Genomic DNA, 21783 nt, shown 5'->3' with positions numbered 1-21783 from the left:
ATGACCATCCATCCCGAAATTGCCAAAATCCTGGCCACCCTGCCGGCACCGGACGGTTCGCCCTTGAACCCGGAAGCCATGCGCGCAGGCGAAGCGGCCCACGTCCCGCCGCTGGAGGACCGGCTGCCGCTCCACGCCGTCGAGGACGCCACGGCCGTGACGCCAACCGGCGAGGTGCCCGTGCGCATCTACACACCTGCCCAGGCGGACTCCTACCGCCTGCTGGTCTACTTCCATGGCGGCGCGTTCTTCCTGGGCAGCCTGGATACCCACGACCACGTGGCCCGGGCCCTCGCAAAGGAAACCGGCCACAAGGTGATTTCGGTGCGCTACCGCCTGGCCCCGGAGTCAGTCTTCCCGGCAGGCCTCGACGACTGCTACGGCGTGGTCCGCTGGGCAGCCGAGCAGGGGAGCAGCCTTGGCTGGAACGGGAAGAACCTCGCTATCGCCGGTGACAGCTCAGGCGGCAACTTCGCCGCCGTCGTGGCCGGGAAAGCCCACGACGACGGGTTTGACCGCATCACGCACCAGGTCCTCTTCTACCCGTCCGTGGACCTGGACTTCGACGGCGACCGCTACCCATCGCTGCGGGAGAACGCCGAGGGGTACGGGCTGGAGACGGCAGGCCTGGCACCCTTCAACGCCTTCTACATCAACAGCGGCGCCGACCCTGCCAATCCCCTCGTTTCCCCCATCAAGCGCCAGGACCTCACCGGCCTTCCGGCCGCTTTGGTCATCACGGCCGAGCACGATCCCCTGCGGGATGAAGGCGAACTCTACGGCCGGCGCCTGGAGGAGGCCGGCGTGGAGGCAACGGTCAGCCGCTACGACGGGGCCAACCACGGATTCGTCCAGAACTTCTCCTGGATTCCGGAGTTTTACCGGGCGTTCGAGGAGACAGCTGAATTCCTGAACGCGGGCACAGCGTCTGCCGGGAGCACAGCGCAATGACGGCGCCGGTCGCCATTCATCCCATGGTCTCCCCGTGGGGGCGGTTCGGCCTCTACAGCTTCTTCATCGACGCCCCTGAGCCCGCCATCGTGGACACCGGGATCGCGTCCTCGCCGGCCGAGGGCATGGTGCCCGCGCTGGAGGCGATCGGCCGCCGGATCGAGGACGTCCGCTGGATCTTCCTGACCCACGGACACATCGACCACATCGGCGGCGCCCACGCCCTGTGGGAGCTCACCGGACGGCGCGCGCAGGTGGTCATCCACGAGGCCGACGCACCCATGCTCCGCTCGCGCCGGGGCCACGTGGACGAATACCTTTCCGGACGGGCGCAGTACCTGCACGACCCCGAGGGTGAGGCGAAGCTGACGGCCGCCACCAATGCTGTGATCTCGGGCGAGATGGAACCCGCCATGGTGGTGCGTGGCGGTGAGACCATCTCCCTCGGAGGCGGCGTTACAGTCTCCGTCCACTCGATTCCGGGCCACACCCGCGGGTCGGTGGCCTATGTGGTTGACGGACAAAACGATGTGTTCGTGGGCGACGCCGTACAGGTCCACGGCGCGGCCAACGGCTTCCCGGGATTCGTTGACCCGGCCGGCTACCGTTCCAGCCTGGAGTACCTCAGGGACGTGATCCGCCCCCGGCACCTCTACCTCGGGCACCCCTACCGCCGCGCAGACGGCACACCCTACGGCGTGGAACTCGACGCCGGGCAGGCGCGGGAGGCGCTCCAAGGGAGCCTTGAGATTGAGGCACGCGTGAAAGAGGCGGCCTGCGGCTGCCTGGCTGCCGGCCTGCAGGAGACGGACTCGCCGTACTCGCCCTTCGCCGGCGTTGCCGAGGCGCTTCATTACGACGCCGACCCCTCCCTGGAGCCGTCCCCGTTCTTCACCACGCTCCACGGCTACCGCAAGGCGTTGGACCACCCGCCGATGAACCACTTGACCGAAGATGAGGAGACCAGCACCCATGGATGACTTCCAGTTACTGAATGCCGGCGGGGAAAAGATCGCTGTCCGCAAGGACCTGCGGGTTCCCATGCGCGACTGCGTGGAGCTCGCCGCGGACGCCTACCACGGCACTGATGACAAGCCGCGCCCGGCGCTGGTTGCGTTGAGCCCTTACGGCAAGGAGCTGCAGGCGCTGGCCCTGACCACCCCGCCGCAGCGGCGCCCGAGCCCGATGTGGGACGGCTGCATCGAGGCCGGCGACATTGCCCGCATCGTCAAGGAAGACTACGTCCACGTCATCGGAGACCTGCGCGGCTCCGGCCACTCCGGCGGCGAGCACATCGGCAACTACAACGCCGGCGGTGTTTCACTGGGCCAGGACGCCTACGACTTCATCGAGTGGGTCGCAGCCCAGCCGTGGTGCGACGGGAACGTGGGCATGGTGGGCATCTCCTACTTCGGCTCCATGCAGGTCCTCGCAGCAGCCGAACGCCCGCCGAGCCTGAAGGCCATCTTCGTCTCCGGCGGCCACTACGACTTCTACGAGACCACCTACCACGGCGGCGTCATGTGGTTCATGCCGCGTGCCGCCCGCGAAGGCCGCGGCGGTGACTCCGGCTGGGCGTTCACGGACAACGTGAAGTCCCGCATGATCGAGGAATATCCGCCCGCCGAGCTCAAGAAGCTCGTTGAGAAGCGGCTGCAGGACCCGGACGTGGCCGCCTGGCCCAACCTGGTGCACGTCCTGAACTACCCCAAGAACCACGAAGCCTGGTTCGACATTGTCATGAACGAACTCGACGGTGACTGGTACGAGGAACGCAACCCCATCACCCTGGCGCCGAAGATCGACATCCCCGTCTGGCTCCAGCTCGACCAGGGCCGCGGCTGGACCCTGGACGGCACTGTCGAGCTCTTCAACGAGCTCAAGGGCCCCAAGAAACTGGACATCGGCCCTTACCCGCCCATGCAGTCCCGGCCCTTCATCGAAGAACACGACAAGATGTTCCGCTGGTACGACTACTGGATCAAGGGCATCGAGAACGGGGTCATGGACGAGCCCGCCGTCAGCGTCTTCGTGGAAGGCTCACGCGAGGTGGTCACCGCCGACCAGTGGCCGCCCAAGGACATCGAGTACACGTCGCTGTACCTGCGACCGCGGCGCTCGCTGTCCACGGAGCCTGAGCCGATGGGCGCCGACTACGCCGCCCCGGACGGCTTCTACCAGGCGCCGCTTACCGTGACCGACAAGGTGGAGATCCTCAGCTGGTCAACCCCGCCCTTCGAGGAGGCAACGGAGATGATCGGAAGCGGGGCCGCGCACATCTTCGCAGAGATCGACCAGCCGGACACCAACTTCATCCTGCGGCTCTGGGACTACGCACCCAACGGCAAGCGTCAGCTCATCACCAGCGGCTACCTCAAGGCCTCCCACCGTGAACTGGACGAACGCACCACCGAGGGCAACCCGTACCACCCGCACACCCGCACCGTGCCGGTGGAACCCGGAACGGTGGAGGAATACGTTCTGCGCCTCTACCCGTTCGCGAACACCTTCATGCCGGGGCACAAGCTGACGGTGGAGCTGTCCAACGCCGAACCCCTTGCCGACGAGCACAATGCGCTGCTGCCGCCTGACGCGTTCCACCTGCCGGTGGGCCGGCCCGTCACACACAAGATCTACCGCGACGCCGCCCACCACTCCCGGCTCGTCCTGCCCTTCACCACCGGCAAGGCGGGGAAGAAGTAGCCGGCAGTACGCTCTCCTATGCTTGGGGGATGCGTTCCTCGCCGTCCTCTGATCACGAACAGTCCCTTCACGAAGAACCCGCCCATCCTGAAGGGCAAGCGCCGCAGGCTGATAAGCAGCTGGCCGTGGCGGTGCTGGACATCTCCTTTGAAGTGCGGAGGAAGTCGCATGAGGGGACGGGTGTGCTGCCCCTGTCCAGCGGCGTGCTCGACGTGATCCGGGTGATAGAACGGCATCCCGGCATCACCGTTGCGGAAGTGGCATCGCGGCTGGGCCGGCAGCTGAGCAATACCAGCTCCCAACTCCGGGAGCTGGTGGCACTCGGGCTGGTTACACGCGTCCGGGACGGCGCCGACAAGCGGTACGTTGCGCTCCATCCGACCAAGGAGTCGCAGCGTATCAAGGCGCTTCTTGAGGGGGCGTGGGCGGAGGCGCTGGCGTCGGCGAGCTCCCGGCTGCTGCCCGAAGAACGCGATCAGATAGCAGCGAGCCTGCCTGCCCTGCAGCGGCTCGCCGCACTGCTTGCCGAGCCCGAGTAGCGCAGATCACCCTCCAGGAGGCGGTACTGCACGCTTCATGGACGGTTATACTTTTATAAGTATAACTACTTGAAGGGTAACTATGGGATCGGCACTACAAACAGCACGCACAAAAGCAGCGCAGGAGAACTGGTCGGAGGCCAGGCACCAGGCCCCGTCCCGGGGGCGCTGGTGGGCGCTGGTGTTCCTGGCTCTCGCCCAGTTCATGGTGGTCCTGGATGGCACCATCGTGAACCTCGCCCTGCCGCGGCTGCAGCAGGAGATGGGGATCACCGACTCCACCCGATCGTGGTTGGTCACGGCCTATGCGCTTGCCTTCGGCGCCTTCCTGCTGCTCGGCGGCAGGATTGCGGACTTCTGGGGACGCAAGCGGACCTTTATCGTTGCCGCCATCGGCTTTGCCGTCGCTTCGCTGCTGGGCGGCATCGCGCAGCAGCCGTTGGAACTGATTGGAGCCCGGGCCCTGCAGGGACTCTTTGCAGCGCTCCTGGCCCCGGCCGCCCTGGCGCTCCTCACCGTGGCTTTCCCCGGCGGCAAGGACCGCGGCACTGCCTTCGCCTTCTTCGGCTCCATCAGCGGCGTCGGCGCTGCCGCGGGTGTCCTTTTGGGCGGCTTCCTGACCGAACACGTGAGCTGGCGGTGGTGCTTCTTCGTGAACGTGCCCATCGCCGTCGTGGCCCTGGTGGGCGTGTGGTTCCTGGCCACCGAAAGCCGTGCCCAGGGGAACACAAAGTATGACTGGCCGGGCGTCATCCTTGCGGCGCTGGGCCTTGGCTCCCTGGTATACGGCTTCACGAATGCCGAGCACGGCTGGGGCGCGCCCGAGGCCTGGGGCTTCATCGCTGCAGGCGCCGTGCTGATGGTGCTGTTCGTCCTGGTTGAGCGCACGGTGAAGCACCCGCTGCTGCCGTTGCGCGTGGCCACCGAGCGGAACCGCGCGGCCGCATTCCTGGCTTCCTTCCTTGCCGGAGCCGTCCTCATCGGCGGAATCCTGTTCATCAACTTCTACATCCAGATCGTGCTCGGCTTCGCACCGTTCCTGGCCGGGCTCGCCTCCCTGCCCATGACTGTGGCAGTGATTGTGACCGCAGGCATCGTGGCAAAGAACCTGCCGCGGCTCGGCGCAAAAATCCCGACGGCAGTGGGTCCCGTGTTCATGGCTGCGGCCATGCTCTGGCTCACCCAGGTCACAGCCGAGGGAACGTACCTGGTCACCACGCTGCCTGCCCTGGTCCTGCTGGGCGCCGGACTGGGCATGGTCTTCGTGCCGATGCAGAACCTTGCCCTGTTCGGCGTGGACAAGGACGATTCCGGCGTGGCAAGTGCCCTGGTGAACGCCTCACAGCAGATTGGCGGATCCCTGGGCATCGCACTGTTCAGCACCATCGCCGCGGCGGCCAGTGCCGGGGGAGCCTCACTCGCTGCCTTGTCGGCCGGCTACTCGACGGTGTTCCTCTGGGCGGCGGGCGTGGCCATCCTGACCACCCCGATTGCGCTCCTGCTCATCACCATCGACCGCAGGACGTTCACAGGTACAGACGGGGACGCCCCGGCGGTCCACCTGGGCTGAGTCCACGCCTGCAGTCCCGGGGCACTTTGGCGCGGACACGCCGGGAAACTAGCGGCCGCCGTCGTGCGTCATACTCGAAGTGCCCCCGGACGGCGGGCACTGAGACAGCAGAAAGCCCCTTTCCTGATCTGGAGTCCAGTTCAGGAGAGGGGCTTTCGTGGTGCCGCCAGGACGTGCCTAAATCCATTTCGGTGGGGCAGGGACGCCTTCCGTGACGGCCGGGCCCGTGGCCGTGACGCCGCGGGAACCGCGGCCGGCGGCCCATTCGACGACGGCGGGCAGCGGCCCGGTGATGACCGTCGGGTCCGCGGCGCCCGAGTCTCCCAACGCCAGCGAAGTACCCGTGACTTTGACCAGGAGTCCGGTGTCGGTGCCGCGGGTGTGCCAAGCGCCGGTGATGTCCTTGAGCAGGCGTTCCAAGACGGGGGCGGGGATGTCACTGAAAGTGGCGCCGTTGTCCAGGTCCACGGCGTGCATCCAGACTTCCCGGGTCCGCATCCACACGGTTTCCTCCGCCGGGACAATACGTCCCTGGGCGGTTTTGACCTTGTGATGCCAGGCGTCAGCGGGCAGGTCGCGCCATTCGACGTTCAGGTGCACGGCCGAGTGGTCGAAGAGGTGCCGTAGGGCGATGGGGGAGAGGGTGGACCCGAAGTCGATTTCGTAGTTGCGGGCCTTGGGTGAGGCGTACATAGGTGTTTCAGTTCCGGTGGCCGCCCACTCGATGAGCCGTGCGATGGCGCGGGCGTTGTAGCCCACGTGTGACACGACATGGCGGCGCGTCCAGCCGGGCAACAGCGAAGCGCCGTCCAGGTCCGCGTCGGAGAGCTCGTTGAGCTTGCGGGCGAAGAACGCGGTGCCCCGGCGCGCCTGGAGCAGTGCGTCCAGGAGGGCCGGGTCCTGCGTCTGGTCGTGGCGGGCAACCATCAGGCTTCCTTGACCACGCGGTTTCTCAGCTGGCCGAGGCCTTCGATGGTGGTCACCAGGACCTGGCCCTCCTGCAGGTAGCGCTTGGGGTCCTGCGCGTGGCCCACGCCGCCGGGGGTGCCGGTGGCGATCACGTCGCCCGGGTTCAGCGTGATGATCGTGGAGATGTAGGACACCAGGAATTCGGGGGTGAACACCAGGTCCGACGTCGGCGTGCTCTGCTGGACGTCGCCGTCCACGGCGGAGGTCATCAGCGGGCCGGGGGTGAACTCGTCCTTGGTGACCAGGGCCGGGCCGAACGGGGTGGACTTCTCCCAGGTCTTGCCCTGCAGCCACTGGATGGTGCGGAACTGGTAGTCCCGCATGCTGATGTCGTTCAGGACCGCGTAGCCGGCGATGTGGCCGGCGGCATCTTCCTCGCTGATCCGGCGGCCCTGCTTGCCGATGATGACGGCGAGCTCGGCTTCCCAGTCCACGGTGTCCGATTCCCGCGGCAGGGCAAGATCGTCATTGGGCCCGATCAGGGACTCGGCGTACTTGGCGAACAGGGTGGGGTACTCGGGGACTTCCCGGCCCATCTCCTTGATGTGGTTGCGGTAGTTGTGGCCCACGCAGATGATCTTGCCCGGTGAAGGCACGACGGCGGCAAGGTCCGCGCCGTCGAGGGCGTGCGTTGCGCCGTTGGCCGCTTTCGCCGTGGCTTCCCAGTTGGGGTCCTGCAGCAGGGCGCCGACGTCCGAGAAACCGGGGATCCCGGTGAGGGTGTCGCCGTCCTGGCGGACCGCCGTCGTGCCTTCGGAGGTGCGGAGGGTGAGGAGTTTCATTACTTGGTGCGTCCTTCGATGTAGGTGCGGTTGAAGTTCAGGCGCTCAAAGATGGGGGCGTCGCTGAAGCGGAACAGATCAAATTCGGTGTTGGCCTGAAGCGACCAGGCAGCCCAGGACGGGACCACGAACAGGTCGCCCTTGGCCAGCTCCTTCGTTTCGCCGTTCAGGACCACCGAGCCGGTGCCTTCGAAGACCTGCCAGACGCTGGAGCCCACCTCGCGGACGGTTTCGGTGGTGGCGCCGGCGCGGAGGCGGTGGAACTCGGCCCGGATGGTTGGCATCACGTCCCCGCCGGTGGTGGGGTTGGTGTAGCGGATGGCGGCGTGGCCCTGGGAGACCGTGGCGGGGTGGCCCTCGTCCTCGAGGAGCAGCTGCTCGCGCAGGGCGGCGTCGGTGTACTTCCACCGGTAGGCAGCGATGGGGGAGCTGGTGGTGTCATCCAGGCCGGAGAGCGGGCGCAGGCCGGGGTGCGCCCAGAGCCGCTCCGAACGCGAGACGTCCGGGGTGGCCTCGTCAGTGACCCGTTCGGTGCCGAACTCGAAGAACCCGGCGTCAGCGTAGTGCACGAACGGGATGTCCAGGCCGTCGATCCAGGCCATGGGCTCATCGGTGTCGTTGTGGTGGCCGTGGAAGTTCCAGCCCGGGGTGAGCAGGAAGTCGCCGCGGGACATCCGTACGGGGTCGCCGTTAACTACGGTCCATACGCCTTCGCCCTCGACGACGAAGCGGAACGCGTTCTGGGAGTGGCGGTGCTCCGGGGCGGTTTCGCGGCCGCCGAGGTACTGGATTGCTGCCCACAGCGTGGGGGTTGCATAGGCGGTGCCGCCCAGTCCCGGGTTGGCCAGGGCAATAGCACGGCGCTCCCCGCCCCGGCCCACGGGAACCAGGTCACCGGCACGCGCGGCCAGCGGGTAAAGGTCGCTCCACCGCCACACATGCGGCACAGCTTTCGGCGACGGGACCATCGGCATGAGGTCACCGATCTCGGTCCACAGCGGGATCAGGTTCTCCTTGTCGAAGTCCTTGTAGAGCTGCTCAAGCTGCGCAGCCTCCTCCGGCGTCGGCTCCGGGGCGGTGATCCCCGCGGCCACTGATTCATGGGTCGTGTTCTCGGCGCTGATGGACACGTGGGCCTCCTTTGTAGGTCAGAACAGTTCTTCGGCGTGGCCTGACTCTACGGAAGGGCGGTGTGTGAGCTCCAACATATTCTGCTGTTCAGAATTCCAGGACGGTACTGTGGGCGCGGAGGCAGCGTCCCCAGTCAGCCGGTGTTTCGTCCCGCTTGTGTTTGGTCCGGCTGCTTCTAGTCCGGCTCTGCCGGGTTTGCCGCGATGTCGATCTCAAGCTGCCGGCAGCATTCCTTCAAGGCGGGGACCAGCCCGGCATCGAAGACTGCGCGGAAGCGGGTGGCGGGCGTGGCCACGCTAAGGGCGCCCACAACGAGTCCGTGCCGGTTGTGCAGCGCCATCCCTAAGGCACTCACGCCGTCCTCCGTCCCTTCGAAGTTGGCAGCGAAGCCGTTGCCGCGGATGGACTCCAGTTCGCGCAGGAACTTCGGATACTCGTCCTCGGGGATGGTGTCTCCGCCAATTTCGGCGTTGTTGCTGCGGAACAGCTGTTCCAGCATGTGCGGTTCGAGTTCCGCAAGCATTGCCTTGCCCCCGGAGGTCTTGTTCGCGGGCATCACAGTGCCTTGGCGGTCGCCGACCCGCAGCACATTGTTGCCCTCCACCGTGGCCAGGAAGCGGACTTTGGTGCCCACGCGCACCATGAGGTTCACCGTCTCGTTGAGTTGGGCCGAGAGGAGCTCCATATGGGGCTGGGCGAGCGAACGGAGCAGCCTGGTCCAGCTCAGCCCGGCGGGGCCGACTCCCATGGCTGGCCCGGGAACGTAGCGGCGGGTCTCGTCCTGCACGGCAAAGCCGCGGTACACCAGCATGGCCAGGAGCCGGTGGGCGGTGGAGGGGGCCACCCCCAGCTCCTCGGCCGCGTCCTTCAGGCGCAGCGTCCCGCCGTCGCGCAGGAGCTGGAGGAGCTGCAGCGCATTGTCCACCGCCTCGATGGAATAGGTGGGCCGCTTCTGCACAGGAGGCTTTTTCTGTGCAGGCTTGCGCGCTGGCGCGTTGGGGGCGGTCTGCTTTTTCTGCACATCAGAATTGTATTGTGGTTCATCCTCGGTGGCCATGACAGTAGTGGGATGAATCACACACTTCCCGCTGCAGCGACGCATCGGTCCTCACCCGGGGCTTCCGCCCCCGCCCCCGCCTCCAAGGACGGGTCCAACAAGGGGCGCGGCCGGTTCTCCAAGGCCTCGGCGGCCGCAGTCCTCGTATGCTGGCTGCTGGTGGTCTTCGATGGTTACGACCTCATCGTGTACGGCACTGTCCAGTCCTCCCTGATCACCGAAACCGGCTGGGGCCTCACCAAGGCCACCGCCGGGACCGTCGGTTCCATGGCCTTCCTGGGCATGATGATCGGGGCGATCTTCGCCGGCCGCATGGCCGACTCCTGGGGCCGCCGCAGGACCATCCTCGGCTGCGCCATCGTCTTCTCCATCTTCACCGTCCTCTGTGCCTTCGCTCCCAACGCCGCCGTTTTTGGTGCCTTGCGGCTCCTCGCCGGCATCGGGCTCGGCGGCCTGGTCCCGTCCGCCAATGCGCTGGTCGCGGAACTGGTTCCCGCCAAATGGCGGTCCATTGTGGCCACCCTAATGATGTCCGGTGTCCCGATCGGCGGCTCCATCGCCGCCCTTGTTGGCATCCAGCTCATTCCGGCCTTCGGCTGGCAGTCGATGTTCCTTGTGGCCGTGCTGGCCCTGGTGATCGTGGTGCCGCTGGGGCTCAAGTACCTGCCGGAGACCCTGGCGCCCGCCGGCAAGGCAGCCTCAAAAACGGAAGCTGGGACTGCCGCTGCCAAGGAACCGTCCGGCTTCTCCCTGCTCCTCCGCGCACCCTACCTGGGCATCAGCATGCTGTTCGCCGTTGCCACCATCGCTACCCTGTTCGCCTGGTACGGGCTGGGGACCTGGCTGCCGAACCTCATGCAGCTGGCAGGCTACAACCTGGGGTCCGCACTGACGTTCGCCTTGGCCCTGAACCTCGGGGCAGTGGCCGGATCCGTCATCACCGCCTGGGCGGGAACGCGCTTTGGACCCATTCCGACGGCGATCGCTGCAGCCGCCGTCGCCGCCGTCGCACTGGTGGTGCTCGTCAGCAAACCTTCCGTCGCCATCGTCTACCTCATGCTGGTCCTCGCCGGCGTCGGAACCCATGGCACCCAGTGCCTCATCATCGCCGCAGTGGCAAGCCACTATCCCGCACACCTGCGGGGAACGGCACTTGGCTGGGCCCTCGGCACGGGCCGGATTGGCGCCGTCGCAGCGCCCCAGGTGGGTGGCCTCCTGCTGGCCGCCGGGCTGGGAGTCAATTCCAACTTCCTTGCCTTCGCCGGAGCCGCAGCCATCGCAGCGGTCCTGCTGGCCGCCGTCGGCATCAACCTCAAAGCAAAACTCTCCCTTCCTTCTTCAACCCCAACAACAGGAGTTAGCAATGTCTGAGCACGCCACGTCCACCGATGTCCTGGTGATCGGAGGAGGGATGGCCGGCCTGGCCGGCGCCCTCGCACTCCGCGAGAACGGTGCCAACGTGACCCTCGTGGAGCGCGCCCCCGAATTCGGCGAAGTGGGGGCAGGGCTGCAGATGGCACCCAACGCCTCCCGCGTCCTCCGCCGCTGGGGCCTGCTGGAGAAGGCGCTGGAAATCGGCGTCCAGCCCAAGCACCTGGTGTTCCGCGACGCCGTTACCGGTGAGGAGCTCACCCGCCAAACCCTAAATGGGGAATTCGAGGAACGTTACGGCGCGCCCTACGTGGTGATCCACCGCAGCGACCTGCACCGGGTGCTGCTGGAAGGCTGTGAGGCCGCCGGCGTCAAGCTCGTGAACGATGTCACGGTGGAGAGCGTGGAGACGGTCGGCAACCGGGGCGTGGCCCACACCCTGGCCGGCGTGGACTTCGAGGCCGACGTCGTGATCGGCGCTGACGGCCTCCGTTCCACCTTGCGACCGCTCGTTGCGAACGATGAGCCGGTTTCTTCGGCTTACGTCGCATACCGCGGCACCGTGCCCATCACCGACGAGACGCCCAAGGCGGACCTTGAGGATGTCATTGTCTACCTCGGACCGGACTGCCACCTGGTGCAGTACCCCTTGCGGAAGGGCGAGCTGCTCAACACTGTGGCAGTCTTCAAGTCGCCGTCATTCGAACGCGGCGAAGAGCAGTACGGGGGAGTGGACGAGCTGGAGGCCGCCTACAAGGACTGCGTGCCGGCGGTGCAGGAAGCACTGAAGAACCTGGCTACCGGCATTCGCTGGCCCATGTACGACCGCGACCCCATCGAGAACTGGGTGGCTGGCCGGATGGTGTTGATGGGCGACGCTGCGCACCCCATGCTCCAGTACTTGGCCCAGGGCGCCTGCCAGGCCCTCGAGGATGCTGCAGCACTGCAGGATGCTTCCGTTGGTACCGTCTTCACTTCGGAGGGCATTAACCCCGAGGCCTGGGATGTGGCTCTTCGTGACTTCAATGATGTTCGTGCCGGGCGCACCGCCCGAGTCCAGCGCACCGCCCGTGTGTGGGGCGAGTCCTGGCACGTGTCCGGCCTGGCCCGCACGCTGCGCAACCTGCTGTTCAAGAGCCGGAAGGACAACAACTTCCAGTACAACGACTGGCTGTACGGGCAGGATGGCGACGGCGTTCCCCCTGTGGCGCCCAAAAGGGTTTCAGAGGCTGCGGCTGCATAGCGTGTGCGCCCCAGTTAGCCCCGCCTGACTGCTGCGGACGACGACGGGACCAGCCGTCGTCGTCCGCTTTCGTGTGCCACTCCTTGCGGTTACACGGTGGCGCATTGTTGATGCCGTGCTCGGAGGCGATGACGGCTTTAGAACAGGACTGTCGGCGCTCAACCAGCTCGGTCGCCCGGTTTGTCTTTCCCGCCCATCCCAGGCGCCGCCTCGATAGAGTCTCCCGGCCCATGGCCAATCTGCCGACACCTGGCAAGAGCCCTTTTTGAAGCTTCTTCCCGCGTTAACTTATGTGGCCGCAACGTACCTTCCGTCAAGGCACTGCACCAGCGAACGGCCTAACGATCACGGGTGGCAATAGTGTCACCTATTTTGTCGTTGCGCGCGCTTACGGCAGGCCGCCGCCCGCTCATGATCCTGTAAGGCGTGCCATACACGCCTTCTGGGGCATCGCTGTCGGCGTTGGACCAGTTCGGGGCCCGCTCGCATGAAGAAAGGGTGTGGACTTTGTCCACACCCTGGGCTCCGGACTGGGGATTACTGCCTTCGGACTGCTCTGGATTCCGCGTGTTTTCGCTGTTTCCCAATGTTTGCAAGGCCTGGAATACAGTTCGAGTCCCACCTCGGGCACAGCATATCCCCTCGTCAAAGGGTTTTCTTCTTTAACGTTTTGACATGGCTTGTGGTGGCGACCCTCTGACGCTAGCTTTGCGGGCTGTGGCTGGGCTGCCGCTGAGCCTATTCACGTGTGTGGGTGGCGGGGAGGGTCCTGGCTGGTGGGCCTTCCGCCTGCTGTGGCTGGGTTTGTTCGGGTCCTCGTTCCGGTTCTGTCGGGTTGGTCGGGGTGGCCAACACTCGTTCATGGTCCGGGGGAGCGGGGACGACATGACGTCGCAGCACTTGGGGCGGAACTGTTCTTGCGGGGGCTCCTCTTCGACGTCAAGGGGGCAGCGGGTGCACGGTTTGTCCTGCCAAGGGGGGTGTGGACATTGTCCACACTTATGTCTGCTTGGTTTGATCGCCGGGGCGGAAGACTGACGTAGCGAATCTAAGGGTTGCTGGCAGTGCCTGGTGTCCTGACAGCGTAGGCAAGCCGTGGAGCGACTCAATCGGTCCAGCTTCCAGATCACCAGCTCGTCTCCGGAGCGCAGGTGATCAAGCACGATATTCAGCTCGAGCCCGGCGATCCGCGGGCCTTTCACATCGTGATCGGTGAAAATCCGGTCACAGCCGGCTTCTCGCAGCGCGCTTGTCTGAGGGTCGGCGGACTGCTCTCCGGTTCTGACTCTGTCATATCCGATGGTTGCCCTTTCGCTCCGCTTGTCTGATTCGTGGTTGGTTTCTGGGTTTTTGAATTTTGTGTGCGTTTTGGATGTGAACAGCGTCAGCCGCCGGTATGACGGTTGCGGCTAGCTGATGTCGATGACGAGTGTTGAGCGGGCGGCTTCGATGACGTCGTCGGTGATGGTGTTGAGTTCGTTGATTTTCATGACGCGTTCAACCTGGATGAAGAGCCGGTCGATGAGGCGAAAGTTTCCCCTGGTTATGCGGGCGACGGCGGCAATGGCCTGAGCGTCAGTGAAGTCTTCGGGGTCCAGGGCATGTCCGAGTTTGTGCCAGCGGCGCTGCAGGACGAAATGCAGTTCTTCTTGTTCGAGGGGACGGTATTCGTGGGCGAATCCGACCCTGCTGTAGAGCTGGGGGTACCGACTGAACCTTTTTCGATGCCGGGCATGCCGATGAGGATCACGGCTACGTTGTCGCGGTCGTATCGGTCACGCAACAGTTCCAGAGCTGTGGCGCTGAGGCGTTCGGATTCGTCGATGATGAGCAGTTCTATTGTAGGTGGCTTCTCAGTGGTGGTCGGTGCCGCCTTGATGTTTGTCCCCGGTGATCAGATTGCAGGTATGGGGCTAATGAGTTTTGGCGACGACGTCGTAATCCAGAAGGCAACTACCGGTCACGTCAACTGGGCCCAGTCTGCTGCAGTGGGGGTGACAGGCCTTGTGGGTGGGGCGGGCTTTGTTGCCGCACGAAGCACTATGGCAGCTGCGTCCTCGCTGTCACAGCTTGGTGGTTACTTAGCGATCAACGCAGGCGTCAACGGAACCGCCGGCGCGGGCGCCAGCGGTTTACTCTACGTACTCAAACGCGGCGGAGTTGATAGTTGGCGTGATGCTTCAGCTGTCGCGCATCCACGACCTGGCGTTGTGGGCGGCGGAGCTGAGTATCCCTCAGTGACGCTGAGGTCCTCCGCTTGGGTGGGGGCTGGTCCGAGGACGACGTTGTGGGTTGACCCTCTCGAGATCGAGATGGTCCGGACGCTCCAGCAGCCGTGAGGCGGAGTATCCGATGACCAGGCCCCAGAAGGCTGCGTGGATGTTGAACAGATCCAGGCCGGAGATGGTCACCACGAAGGCCACCAGCGCTCCCAGAGTGAAGGTGGTGGAGAAGGCGGTCACGAACGCCTGCTGGAGTGCCCGCAGCATCGCGATTCCGCCAAGGACCAGGACGAATTCCTTGGGCGTGGCCAGCATCAGCCGGGTCAGGGTGGGAGCCAGCGCCGCGCAGGCCAGGGCGAGGCAGCCGTAGGTCACCGCTGCTGTGTACTGCCGTTCTTTAACTCCCGACGACGTCAACAGGGCGTTCGTAGGGCCCGTCACGCAGGCGGATACGGCACCCAGGCTGGCGTTTAGCAGGGAGAACGCGCCGGACACGATGGCGAAGACGTTCACCGGTGGCCGGTGGCCGGCGGCCCGGAGCACGGCGATGCCCTGGCCGTTTTGGACGAAGAGGACCGTCAGCGCCAGGGGGACCACCAGTTCCAGCTGCGACTCCCACGTGAACACCGGAGGGGTGAAGGCCGGGGCTGCCAGGAGAGGGCCGGGTTCACCGGCGACAAACTGCCCGCTGACTGCCACCGCCAGGCAGCCGGCCACAAGGGTCCCGAGGACCGGGGGCAGGAATTTCCCCAGGGCGGGTACGGCGGTCAGGAGCAGGAAGGCGCCCACCATCGGTGTGGCAATGGCCGGATTGGACTGGCTGGAGGAAACGATGTCCGTACCGAAGCGGAGGAAGACAGCGGCGACCATCGCCATGACGATCGGCATGGGAATCATCGCCATGATCCGCCGGACCACCCCTGTGGCGCCCAGCGCCAGGATGAGCAGGCCGGCAGTGAAGAACGTACCCACTACTTCCGCGAAGGAAAGGTGCTGCAGCGACGGCCCGAGCAGTACCGTGCCTGGAATCGACCAGGCGAATCCCAGCGGCTGCCGATACATCAGCGACATGAGGAGTGTCGCGGCGCCGCCGGAGAACAGGATGCCGAAAACCCACGAGGCGAGCTGGTCCTGGCTCAGCCCGCCCGCTGCCCCGACGGCGAGGGTGACGGCGATGGGCCCGGAGGCGGTGAAGACCAGGCCAATGGCGCCGTTGGACAGGTAGGCCGGTGCCACGTCCCGAAGGAAACGCCGTGGTCCGGCCGGACGGCGTCCGGGCCGTTCCAGGAGCGGTTGCTGCGCAGGCGGCAGCTCCGCGGCCGGCAGCCCGGGCGCCGGCTCTGCATGGACGGGCGCTGCTGCGGTTTCGGGCTGGGTGGATGGGTCCTGGCGGGAAGTGGGCATCCTGGCTCCTGGCTGCGTGGTCAGAAAAGGCAGGCGCCCCGGAGATGCAGCTCCGGGGCGCTTGGGTTGTCGGGACTTGGCGCCCGGCCTCAAGCAAGCAGGGGCAAAGACCTACTTGGTCTCGCCTTCCTTGGCGAGGACGTAGTTGTACACAACATCCTCGCCGGCTCCGCCGTCCGTGCGCGGTTTGGGGTCCAGCATCAGTTCCGGCTTGACGGCCGAGGCGATGTCGTCGGCGTTGTGCGGGTCGCCCGGGAAGTAGAGCTGCTGGGTGACGGGCTGGTAGCCGGGTGCCGAGACCTTGATGTGGATGTGGGCCGGGCGCCAGGCGTGCCAGCCGGCCGCCTCGATGAGCTGGCCGCAGGCGCCGTCCGTGGGGATCTGGTACGGCGCCGGACGCATGGTGTTGATTTCGAAGCGGCCCTGGTCGTCGGCCTTGACCGTGGCGCGGAAGAGCCATTCGGGCAGGCCCGGGGCGTACTGCGAGTAGAAACCGGCGGCGTCCGCGTGCCAGATTTCCACCTGGGCGTTCTGGAGGGCCTTGCCGTTGGTGTCCGTGAACTGGCCGGTGAAGCGCAACGGGGTGCCCTCCTCGCCGTCACGCATGAGGACAGTGGCCGGCGTAGCAAGCTCCGGCGACCCTGGCACGTAGTAGGGGCCCTCGATGGTGCCCTTGGTGCCGGGGCGCTCCTGGGAGTTGACGTCCTCCACCGTGTGCTCCAGCCACACGTCAAGGAACAGCGGCCACTCGCCGTCGGTACCCACCTTGATGAGCCACGCCTTCAGGGCGTTGAACTCCTCATAGGTGACCTCGTGCTCAACGACGATGTCATTCGCGGCCTTGATGAGCGCGCCGGCCAGCAGGCTCACCCGTTCCTTCGGCACGTTCAGTTCCGAAAGCTTGCCGGAAGCGGTAAAGCGTTCGGTGGCCTTCGAGCCGGCTTCAACGGCCGTGCCCTCGTTCTCGTTCCGGATATCCACTTGGGTCTCAGTCATGGCGGTCTCCACCTTCGTCTTTGAAATTGGGCCCAGGAAGGTCTCCTGTACCCGCCGCGGGACGCCGGCGCAGGAGAACCTGCGGGCCGTGGCGTCGCGTGATGTCTGTCTCATCGTAGGTCGGAAGATAATGACGAAACAAATATTGATAGGGCCTGTTTTTAGTCATTATTGGGACATAAACATACCCTTGGTCGACCCTAGGTGTTTGCCTGATGTGAGACGAGTCACGGCGGGGAAGAATTGCCTCTAACGTCCACCGCCGGCGCCGCCGCCAGCCCGGACCTCCCGCCCATCCGTCCAGCAATCTCCAATGAGGGAGCACGCCATGACCGAGAACCTGATCCATACCCGCGAGGTCCTTGCCGACGCCGTGGTCGACGACCGTGAGAACGGCATCATCCGGGCCAAGCGCGAAATCTTCACCGACCAGGAGATCTTCGAACTCGAGATGAAGCACATCTTCGAAGGCAACTGGGTATACCTGGCCCATGAGTCCCAGATCCCCAACGTGGGTGACTACTTCACCACGTACATCGGCCGCACCCCGGTGATGATCACCCGGGACAAGGACGAGAAACTCAACTGCCTGGTCAACGCCTGTTCGCACCGCGGCGCCATGCTGTGCCGCCGCAAAACGGACAACCGCACCACCTTCACCTGCCCGTTCCACGGCTGGACGTTCAAGAACTCCGGCGAACTGCTGAAGGTCAAGGACTCCAGGAACGCGGGCTACCCCGAGACCTTCAACAAAGAAGGCTCGCACGACCTCACCAAGGTGGCCCGTTTCGAGTCCTACCGCGGCTTCCTGTTCGGGTCGCTGAAGGCTGACGTGCTTCCGCTCGAGGTGCACTTGGGCGATGCCACCAAGGTGATCGACTCGATCGTTGACCAGTCGCCCGAAGGCCTGGAGGTGCTGCGCGGATCATCCACCTACACCTACGACGGCAACTGGAAGGTCCAGGCCGAGAACGGCGCGGACGGCTACCACGTCACGGCCGTTCACTGGAACTACGCCGCCACCACAGCCCGCCGCAGCGCCGGTGACTCCGCCAACAAGACCAAGGCCATGGACGCCGGCAAGTGGGGCAAGGTCAAAGGCGGCTTCTACTCCTATGACCACGGCCACCTGCTCCTGTGGCAGGAATGGACCAATCCCGAGGACCGTCCGCTCTGGGACCGGCGCGAGGAACTGGTGCAGAAGTACGGCGAGGAAATGGCGAACTTCATGATCAACATCTCACGCAACCTTTGCCTGTACCCGAACGTTTACATCATGGACCAGTTCTCCTCACAGATCCGCCACTTCCGGCCGATTTCGGCGGACCAGACCGAGGTGACGATCTACTGCATCGCGCCCAAGGGCGAGTCCCAGGAGAACCGCTCCAAGCGCATCCGCCAGTACGAGGATTTCTTCAACGCCACCGGCATGGCCACGCCGGACGACCTCGAGGAATTCCGCTCCTGCAACAAGACCTACTGGGCCACCAGCGCCCCGTGGAACGACATGACCCGTGGCTCCACCCACGAGATCTCCGGCCCGGACGAGCAGGCCCAGGCCCTGGGGATGACCAGGGTCATCGCCTCCGGCGTGCGCACCGAAGACGAAGGGCTCTACCCCATCCAGCACGGGTACTGGAAGGAAGTCATGGACCGTGCCCTGGCGGAGGAAGAGGAGCGTTCCGCGCTGGACTCAGTCCCCGCCTCCGCCTGACAGAGCCCACCGGAACCACAGAGAGCGCAGAACCCATGACCAACCTGACCCAAACCGCCCCGGTCCTGAAGACCGCGGAGGAGATCGCAACCCTGGAAACAGTCCGGGCGTTCCTTTACCGGGAAGCCCGCCTGCTGGATGACCGCCAGTTCGACGAATGGCTCGCGTGCTACCACCCGGATTCCGAATTCTGGATGCCGGCCTGGGACGTGGACGACCAGCTGACGCAGGATCCCCAGAACGAGATCTCCCTGATCTACTACGACAACCGCGGCGGCATCGAGGACCGGGTGTTCCGGATCAAGACCGACCGGTCTTCGGCGACCTCCCTCCCCGAGCCGCGCACGGGCCACAACATCACGGACGTTGAGGTTTTGGCGAACGACGGCGGCCGGGTCGAGGTGCGCTTCAACTGGTTCACCCTCTACTTCCGCTACAACACGACGGACACGTACTTCGGCACCAGCTACTACACGATCGACCTTTCCGGCCCGCAGCCGGTGATCCTGAAGAAGAAGGTCGTCCTGAAGAACGACTACATCCACCACGTGGTGGACGTCTACATGATCTGACCTGCCCGTGCGGCGCGCGGAGTTCCCCCGCGCCGCACTGCAGGTCACATTCCGTGCCCGCCGGGCACACGAGAACTTTTCGCGGGACGCGACGACGCGCCCGCCCAGCCAGGAGGACCCCATGGGCCATAAAGTAGCCCTCAGCTTCGAAGACGGCGTTACCAAAGTCATCAAGGTCGGCGACTATGAGACTGTCATGGATGCGGCCTACAAGGCGCGCATCAACATCCCGTCGGACTGCCGCGACGGCGCCTGCGGCACCTGCAAGGCGTTCTGCGATTCGGGCTCCTTCGACCCGGGCGACTACATCGACGACGCCATGACCGAAGAGGAGCTGGAAAAGGGCTATCTGCTGACCTGCCAGGCAGTCCCGGAATCCGACCTGGCCATCCAGATCCCGGCCACGTCGGAGTCAGCGAAGACGGCGGCGGCCACCTTCACCTCCACCATCAAGGAACTCAACCGGCACACGGACACCTCGGTGTCCTTCACCCTCGAGGTGGACAACCGGGATGCGCTGGCCTTCCTTCCCGGCCAGTACGTCAACCTCAAGGTTCCCGGCACCGACGCCGAGCGATCCTACTCTTTCAGCAGTGGCCCCGAGGTTCAGGACGCATCCTTCATGGTCCGCGTCACCCCGCAGGGCGCCATGTCCGAATACCTGCGCGACCGCGCGGCAGTAGGCGACTCCGTTGAATTCACCGGCCCCTACGGCTCGTTCTTCCTGCGCGAACCCAAGCGGCCCCTGCTGCTTCTGGCCGGCGGCACCGGCCTGGCCCCGCTCCTGTCCATCCTTGAAAAACTCTCCGAAAAGCCGCCGTCCAGCCCGGTCCACCTCATCTACGGGCTCACCCGGGAGGCGGACATCGTGGGCCTGGACTGGCTGCGTGCCTACGAAGCGAAGCTGCCCGGCTTCACCTGGGACTACATCGCCTCCGAGCCCGGCACCTCGGCCCCGCACACCGGCTACGTCACCCAGATCATCGAACCGAAACACCTCAACGAAGGTGACGTGGACATCTACCTCTGCGGCCCGCCCCCCATGGTCAACGCCGTCTCCAAGTGGCTGGACACTGAAGGCATCCAGCCCGCCAACTTCTACTTCGAGCGGTTCGCTCCGAAGGAGACCACCGGAGGCGACGCCGAAACGGGTGCCCCGGCGCCGGCCGGGAAGATCCAGGCCGAAGGCGACACGATGAGCCGCGGCGAGGCAGTGTCCTCGCTGGAGACCGGCCGGCTGGATTTCCGCAAGGAGGACAGCTTCGCCCACCTCGACGCCCGCATGGGCCTGGAGCTGGCGGTGAGCGAACTGCTGCTGGGCAGGCTCAGCGAAGCGCAGCTGCGCCAGTTCCGCCGGCTCGCCGAAGCCACCACGGCGTCAGTGGACGGCGGGAACATCACGGACCCCGAGGAGTTCGCGCGCACCAACGAGGAATTCCACGAGTACCTCTTCATGATCTGCGACAACCCCATGCTGCTGGAGTCCTACCGGCGCCTGGATGTGCACGCCCAGATGGCCGCGGCCCTCGACGCCGGAACGCCGATCTTCGAGCGGGTCACCCAGGACCACCTGGACATCGTGGACGCCTTTGAACGTGGTGACAAGGACCGTCTCCGCGCCGTCATCACCGCACACGCCCACGACGCTAAGGACACCATGGCCGGCGCCATCGACGCCAAGGCCGCCCTCTGATGGCTGCGCCGTACGCCGGGCAGTTCGTGACCCCCGGCCGCTTCGGCGGCAAGGTCGCCGTCGTCACCGGTGCCGCCCAGGGGATCGGCCGGAAGGTGGCCGAACGCATCGGCGCCGAAGGCGGGGCAGTGGTCCTTGTGGACCGCGCGGAACTGGTCCACGACGTGGCCCGCGGCATCGAAGAGGCCGCCAAGGCCTCCGGCTCCGGGGGTTCGGCCACGTCCGTCACAGCGGACCTGGAGACCTTCGCCGGCGCCACCCAGGCCGTCAAGGCTGCGCTTGCCACCCACGGCCGCGTGGATGTCCTGGTCAACAACGTGGGCGGCACCATTTGGGCCCGCCCCTACGAGGAATACGACGAGGACAAGATCGAAAAGGAGATCCGCCGCTCGCTCTTTCCGACCCTCTGGAGCTGCCGGGCGGTACTGCCGTCAATGCTGGAACAGGAGTCGGGGACCATCGTCAACGTGTCCTCGGTGGCCACCCGCGGCATGCACCGCGTTCCGTACGCAGCGGCGAAGGGCGGTGTCAACGCCCTGACCCAGGCCCTCGCCATGGAGGTTGCCGGCCGCGGCATCCGCGTGGTTGCCACTGCGCCGGGCGGCACCGAAGCTCCTCCGCGGAAGGTCAAACGTGGCCCGGAAGCCGAATCCGCCACGGAGAAGGCCTGGTACCAGGTGATCGTGGACCAGACCGTGGAATCGTCCTTCATGAAGCGCTACGGCACCCTGGACGAGCAGGCCGCGCCCATCGTGTTCCTCGCCTCCGACGAAGCGTCCTACCTCACCGGCAGCATCCTTCCGGTGGCCGGCGGGGACCTGGGCTAGCGCTTGGACCCCCGCCGCAGGGAGTGGGCCGGCCGCTCC

Annotated in this window: 18 protein-coding genes and 1 pseudogene; 11 read left to right on the top strand and 8 right to left on the bottom strand. The window is 65.7% G+C overall.

What is annotated here, in order from left to right; translation table 11 throughout:
• The 5 genes from WHH00_RS10225 to WHH00_RS10205 all read left to right on the top strand — a co-directional run bounded on the left by WHH00_RS10225 (position 1) and on the right by WHH00_RS10205 (position 5763).
• The gene (locus WHH00_RS10225; RefSeq protein ID WP_406632487.1) at positions 1 to 951 is read left to right on the top strand and encodes an alpha/beta hydrolase; all 951 of its coding nucleotides are present in this window, start codon (positions 1 to 3) and stop codon (positions 949 to 951) included.
• Complete coding sequence (locus WHH00_RS10220) at positions 948 to 1931, top strand: MBL fold metallo-hydrolase (protein ID WP_406632485.1); 984 nt, start codon at positions 948 to 950, stop codon at positions 1929 to 1931. The genes WHH00_RS10225 and WHH00_RS10220 overlap by 4 nt, the downstream gene beginning before the upstream one ends.
• On the top strand, positions 1924 to 3654 hold the full coding sequence (locus WHH00_RS10215; protein WP_406632483.1) for a CocE/NonD family hydrolase: 1731 nt from the start codon (positions 1924 to 1926) through the stop codon (positions 3652 to 3654). Before WHH00_RS10220 ends, WHH00_RS10215 begins: the two co-directional genes overlap by 8 nt.
• A gap of 29 nt (positions 3655 to 3683) precedes the next feature.
• Positions 3684 to 4193, top strand: coding sequence for a MarR family winged helix-turn-helix transcriptional regulator (locus tag WHH00_RS10210; protein WP_406632481.1), 510 nt, complete (start codon positions 3684 to 3686; stop codon positions 4191 to 4193).
• A gap of 82 nt (positions 4194 to 4275) precedes the next feature.
• Complete coding sequence (locus WHH00_RS10205; protein WP_406632479.1) at positions 4276 to 5763, top strand: MFS transporter; 1488 nt, start codon at positions 4276 to 4278, stop codon at positions 5761 to 5763.
• A gap of 177 nt (positions 5764 to 5940) precedes the next feature.
• On the opposite strand, the gene WHH00_RS10200 is transcribed toward WHH00_RS10205, so the two are convergent.
• The 4 genes from WHH00_RS10200 to WHH00_RS10185 all read right to left on the bottom strand — a co-directional run bounded on the left by WHH00_RS10200 (position 5941) and on the right by WHH00_RS10185 (position 9666).
• Entirely contained in the window at positions 5941 to 6690 is a 750-nt protein-coding gene (locus tag WHH00_RS10200) for a maleylpyruvate isomerase family mycothiol-dependent enzyme (protein WP_406632477.1), read from the bottom strand.
• Positions 6690 to 7514: a fumarylacetoacetate hydrolase family protein gene (locus WHH00_RS10195; protein WP_406632475.1), complete on the bottom strand. Its 825-nt coding sequence runs from the start codon at positions 7512 to 7514 to the stop codon at positions 6690 to 6692. The genes WHH00_RS10200 and WHH00_RS10195 overlap by 1 nt, the downstream gene beginning before the upstream one ends.
• Positions 7514 to 8644 carry a cupin domain-containing protein gene (locus tag WHH00_RS10190; protein ID WP_406632473.1) on the bottom strand — a complete coding sequence of 377 codons (1131 nt, stop codon included), beginning with the start codon at positions 8642 to 8644 and terminating at the stop codon, positions 7514 to 7516. Before WHH00_RS10190 ends, WHH00_RS10195 begins: the two co-directional genes overlap by 1 nt.
• 176 nt (positions 8645 to 8820) lie before the next feature.
• Positions 8821 to 9666 carry an IclR family transcriptional regulator gene (locus tag WHH00_RS10185; protein ID WP_406632471.1) on the bottom strand — a complete coding sequence of 282 codons (846 nt, stop codon included), beginning with the start codon at positions 9664 to 9666 and terminating at the stop codon, positions 8821 to 8823.
• A 48-nt stretch (positions 9667 to 9714) separates the two neighbouring features.
• Here WHH00_RS10185 and WHH00_RS10180 point away from each other — a divergent pair, with 48 nt between their 5' ends.
• Both WHH00_RS10180 and WHH00_RS10175 read left to right on the top strand, forming a co-directional pair.
• The gene (locus tag WHH00_RS10180; RefSeq protein WP_406632469.1) at positions 9715 to 11073 is read left to right on the top strand and encodes an MFS transporter; all 1359 of its coding nucleotides are present in this window, start codon (positions 9715 to 9717) and stop codon (positions 11071 to 11073) included.
• Entirely contained in the window at positions 11066 to 12316 is a 1251-nt protein-coding gene (locus WHH00_RS10175) for an FAD-dependent oxidoreductase (protein WP_406632467.1), read from the top strand. Before WHH00_RS10180 ends, WHH00_RS10175 begins: the two co-directional genes overlap by 8 nt.
• A 662-nt stretch (positions 12317 to 12978) precedes the next feature.
• Here WHH00_RS10175 and WHH00_RS10170 read toward each other — a convergent pair.
• The 4 genes and pseudogenes from WHH00_RS10170 to catA form a co-directional block, all read right to left on the bottom strand.
• Positions 12979 to 13617 (bottom strand): recombinase family protein, encoded by a 639-nt coding sequence (locus tag WHH00_RS10170; RefSeq protein WP_406638556.1) that lies wholly within the window; start codon positions 13615 to 13617, stop codon positions 12979 to 12981.
• Between the two features lie 108 nt (positions 13618 to 13725).
• Positions 13726 to 14156, bottom strand: a pseudogene (locus WHH00_RS10165) (AAA family ATPase); the annotation flags it as partial.
• A gap of 394 nt (positions 14157 to 14550) precedes the next feature.
• Positions 14551 to 15942, bottom strand: coding sequence for a benzoate/H(+) symporter BenE family transporter (locus WHH00_RS10160; protein WP_406632465.1), 1392 nt, complete (start codon positions 15940 to 15942; stop codon positions 14551 to 14553).
• A 111-nt stretch (positions 15943 to 16053) separates the two neighbouring features.
• The gene (gene catA / locus WHH00_RS10155) at positions 16054 to 16938 is read right to left on the bottom strand and encodes a catechol 1,2-dioxygenase (RefSeq protein WP_406632463.1); all 885 of its coding nucleotides are present in this window, start codon (positions 16936 to 16938) and stop codon (positions 16054 to 16056) included.
• 328 nt (positions 16939 to 17266) lie between these two features.
• On the opposite strand from catA, the gene benA reads away from it, so the two are divergent.
• The 4 genes from benA to WHH00_RS10135 all read left to right on the top strand — a co-directional run bounded on the left by benA (position 17267) and on the right by WHH00_RS10135 (position 21744).
• The gene (gene benA, locus WHH00_RS10150; protein ID WP_406632461.1) at positions 17267 to 18652 is read left to right on the top strand and encodes a benzoate 1,2-dioxygenase large subunit; all 1386 of its coding nucleotides are present in this window, start codon (positions 17267 to 17269) and stop codon (positions 18650 to 18652) included.
• A gap of 35 nt (positions 18653 to 18687) precedes the next feature.
• Positions 18688 to 19224: a benzoate 1,2-dioxygenase small subunit gene (gene benB, locus WHH00_RS10145; RefSeq protein ID WP_406632459.1), complete on the top strand. Its 537-nt coding sequence runs from the start codon at positions 18688 to 18690 to the stop codon at positions 19222 to 19224.
• Between the two features lie 121 nt (positions 19225 to 19345).
• Positions 19346 to 20917: a benzoate 1,2-dioxygenase electron transfer component BenC gene (gene benC / locus WHH00_RS10140; protein ID WP_406632457.1), complete on the top strand. Its 1572-nt coding sequence runs from the start codon at positions 19346 to 19348 to the stop codon at positions 20915 to 20917.
• Positions 20917 to 21744: a 1,6-dihydroxycyclohexa-2,4-diene-1-carboxylate dehydrogenase gene (locus WHH00_RS10135; protein ID WP_406632455.1), complete on the top strand. Its 828-nt coding sequence runs from the start codon at positions 20917 to 20919 to the stop codon at positions 21742 to 21744. The genes benC and WHH00_RS10135 overlap by 1 nt, the downstream gene beginning before the upstream one ends.
• The last annotated feature ends 39 nt before the right edge of the window (positions 21745 to 21783 follow it).

It is taken from the genome of Pseudarthrobacter quantipunctorum (genome assembly GCF_045291495.1).
Taxonomy (GTDB): domain Bacteria; phylum Actinomycetota; class Actinomycetes; order Actinomycetales; family Micrococcaceae; genus Arthrobacter; species Arthrobacter quantipunctorum.
The sequence above is the reverse complement of the archived record's forward strand: the minus strand, read 5'-3'. Positions and strand labels throughout refer to the sequence as shown.

Coding starts and splice junctions, on each gene's coding strand:
- WHH00_RS10225 (WP_406632487.1), top strand. CDS start 1: ATGACCATCCATCCCGAAATTGCCAAAATCCTGGCCACCCTGCCGGCA.
- WHH00_RS10220 (WP_406632485.1), top strand. CDS start 948: ATGACGGCGCCGGTCGCCATTCATCCCATGGTCTCCCCGTGGGGGCGG.
- WHH00_RS10215 (WP_406632483.1), top strand. CDS start 1,924: ATGGATGACTTCCAGTTACTGAATGCCGGCGGGGAAAAGATCGCTGTC.
- WHH00_RS10210 (WP_406632481.1), top strand. CDS start 3,684: ATGCGTTCCTCGCCGTCCTCTGATCACGAACAGTCCCTTCACGAAGAA.
- WHH00_RS10205 (WP_406632479.1), top strand. CDS start 4,276: ATGGGATCGGCACTACAAACAGCACGCACAAAAGCAGCGCAGGAGAAC.
- WHH00_RS10200 (WP_406632477.1), bottom strand. CDS start 6,690: ATGGTTGCCCGCCACGACCAGACGCAGGACCCGGCCCTCCTGGACGCA.
- WHH00_RS10195 (WP_406632475.1), bottom strand. CDS start 7,514: ATGAAACTCCTCACCCTCCGCACCTCCGAAGGCACGACGGCGGTCCGC.
- WHH00_RS10180 (WP_406632469.1), top strand. CDS start 9,715: ATGAATCACACACTTCCCGCTGCAGCGACGCATCGGTCCTCACCCGGG.
- WHH00_RS10175 (WP_406632467.1), top strand. CDS start 11,066: ATGTCTGAGCACGCCACGTCCACCGATGTCCTGGTGATCGGAGGAGGG.
- WHH00_RS10160 (WP_406632465.1), bottom strand. CDS start 15,942: ATGCCCACTTCCCGCCAGGACCCATCCACCCAGCCCGAAACCGCAGCA.
- catA (WP_406632463.1), bottom strand. CDS start 16,938: ATGACTGAGACCCAAGTGGATATCCGGAACGAGAACGAGGGCACGGCC.
- benA (WP_406632461.1), top strand. CDS start 17,267: ATGACCGAGAACCTGATCCATACCCGCGAGGTCCTTGCCGACGCCGTG.
- benB (WP_406632459.1), top strand. CDS start 18,688: ATGACCAACCTGACCCAAACCGCCCCGGTCCTGAAGACCGCGGAGGAG.
- benC (WP_406632457.1), top strand. CDS start 19,346: ATGGGCCATAAAGTAGCCCTCAGCTTCGAAGACGGCGTTACCAAAGTC.
- WHH00_RS10135 (WP_406632455.1), top strand. CDS start 20,917: ATGGCTGCGCCGTACGCCGGGCAGTTCGTGACCCCCGGCCGCTTCGGC.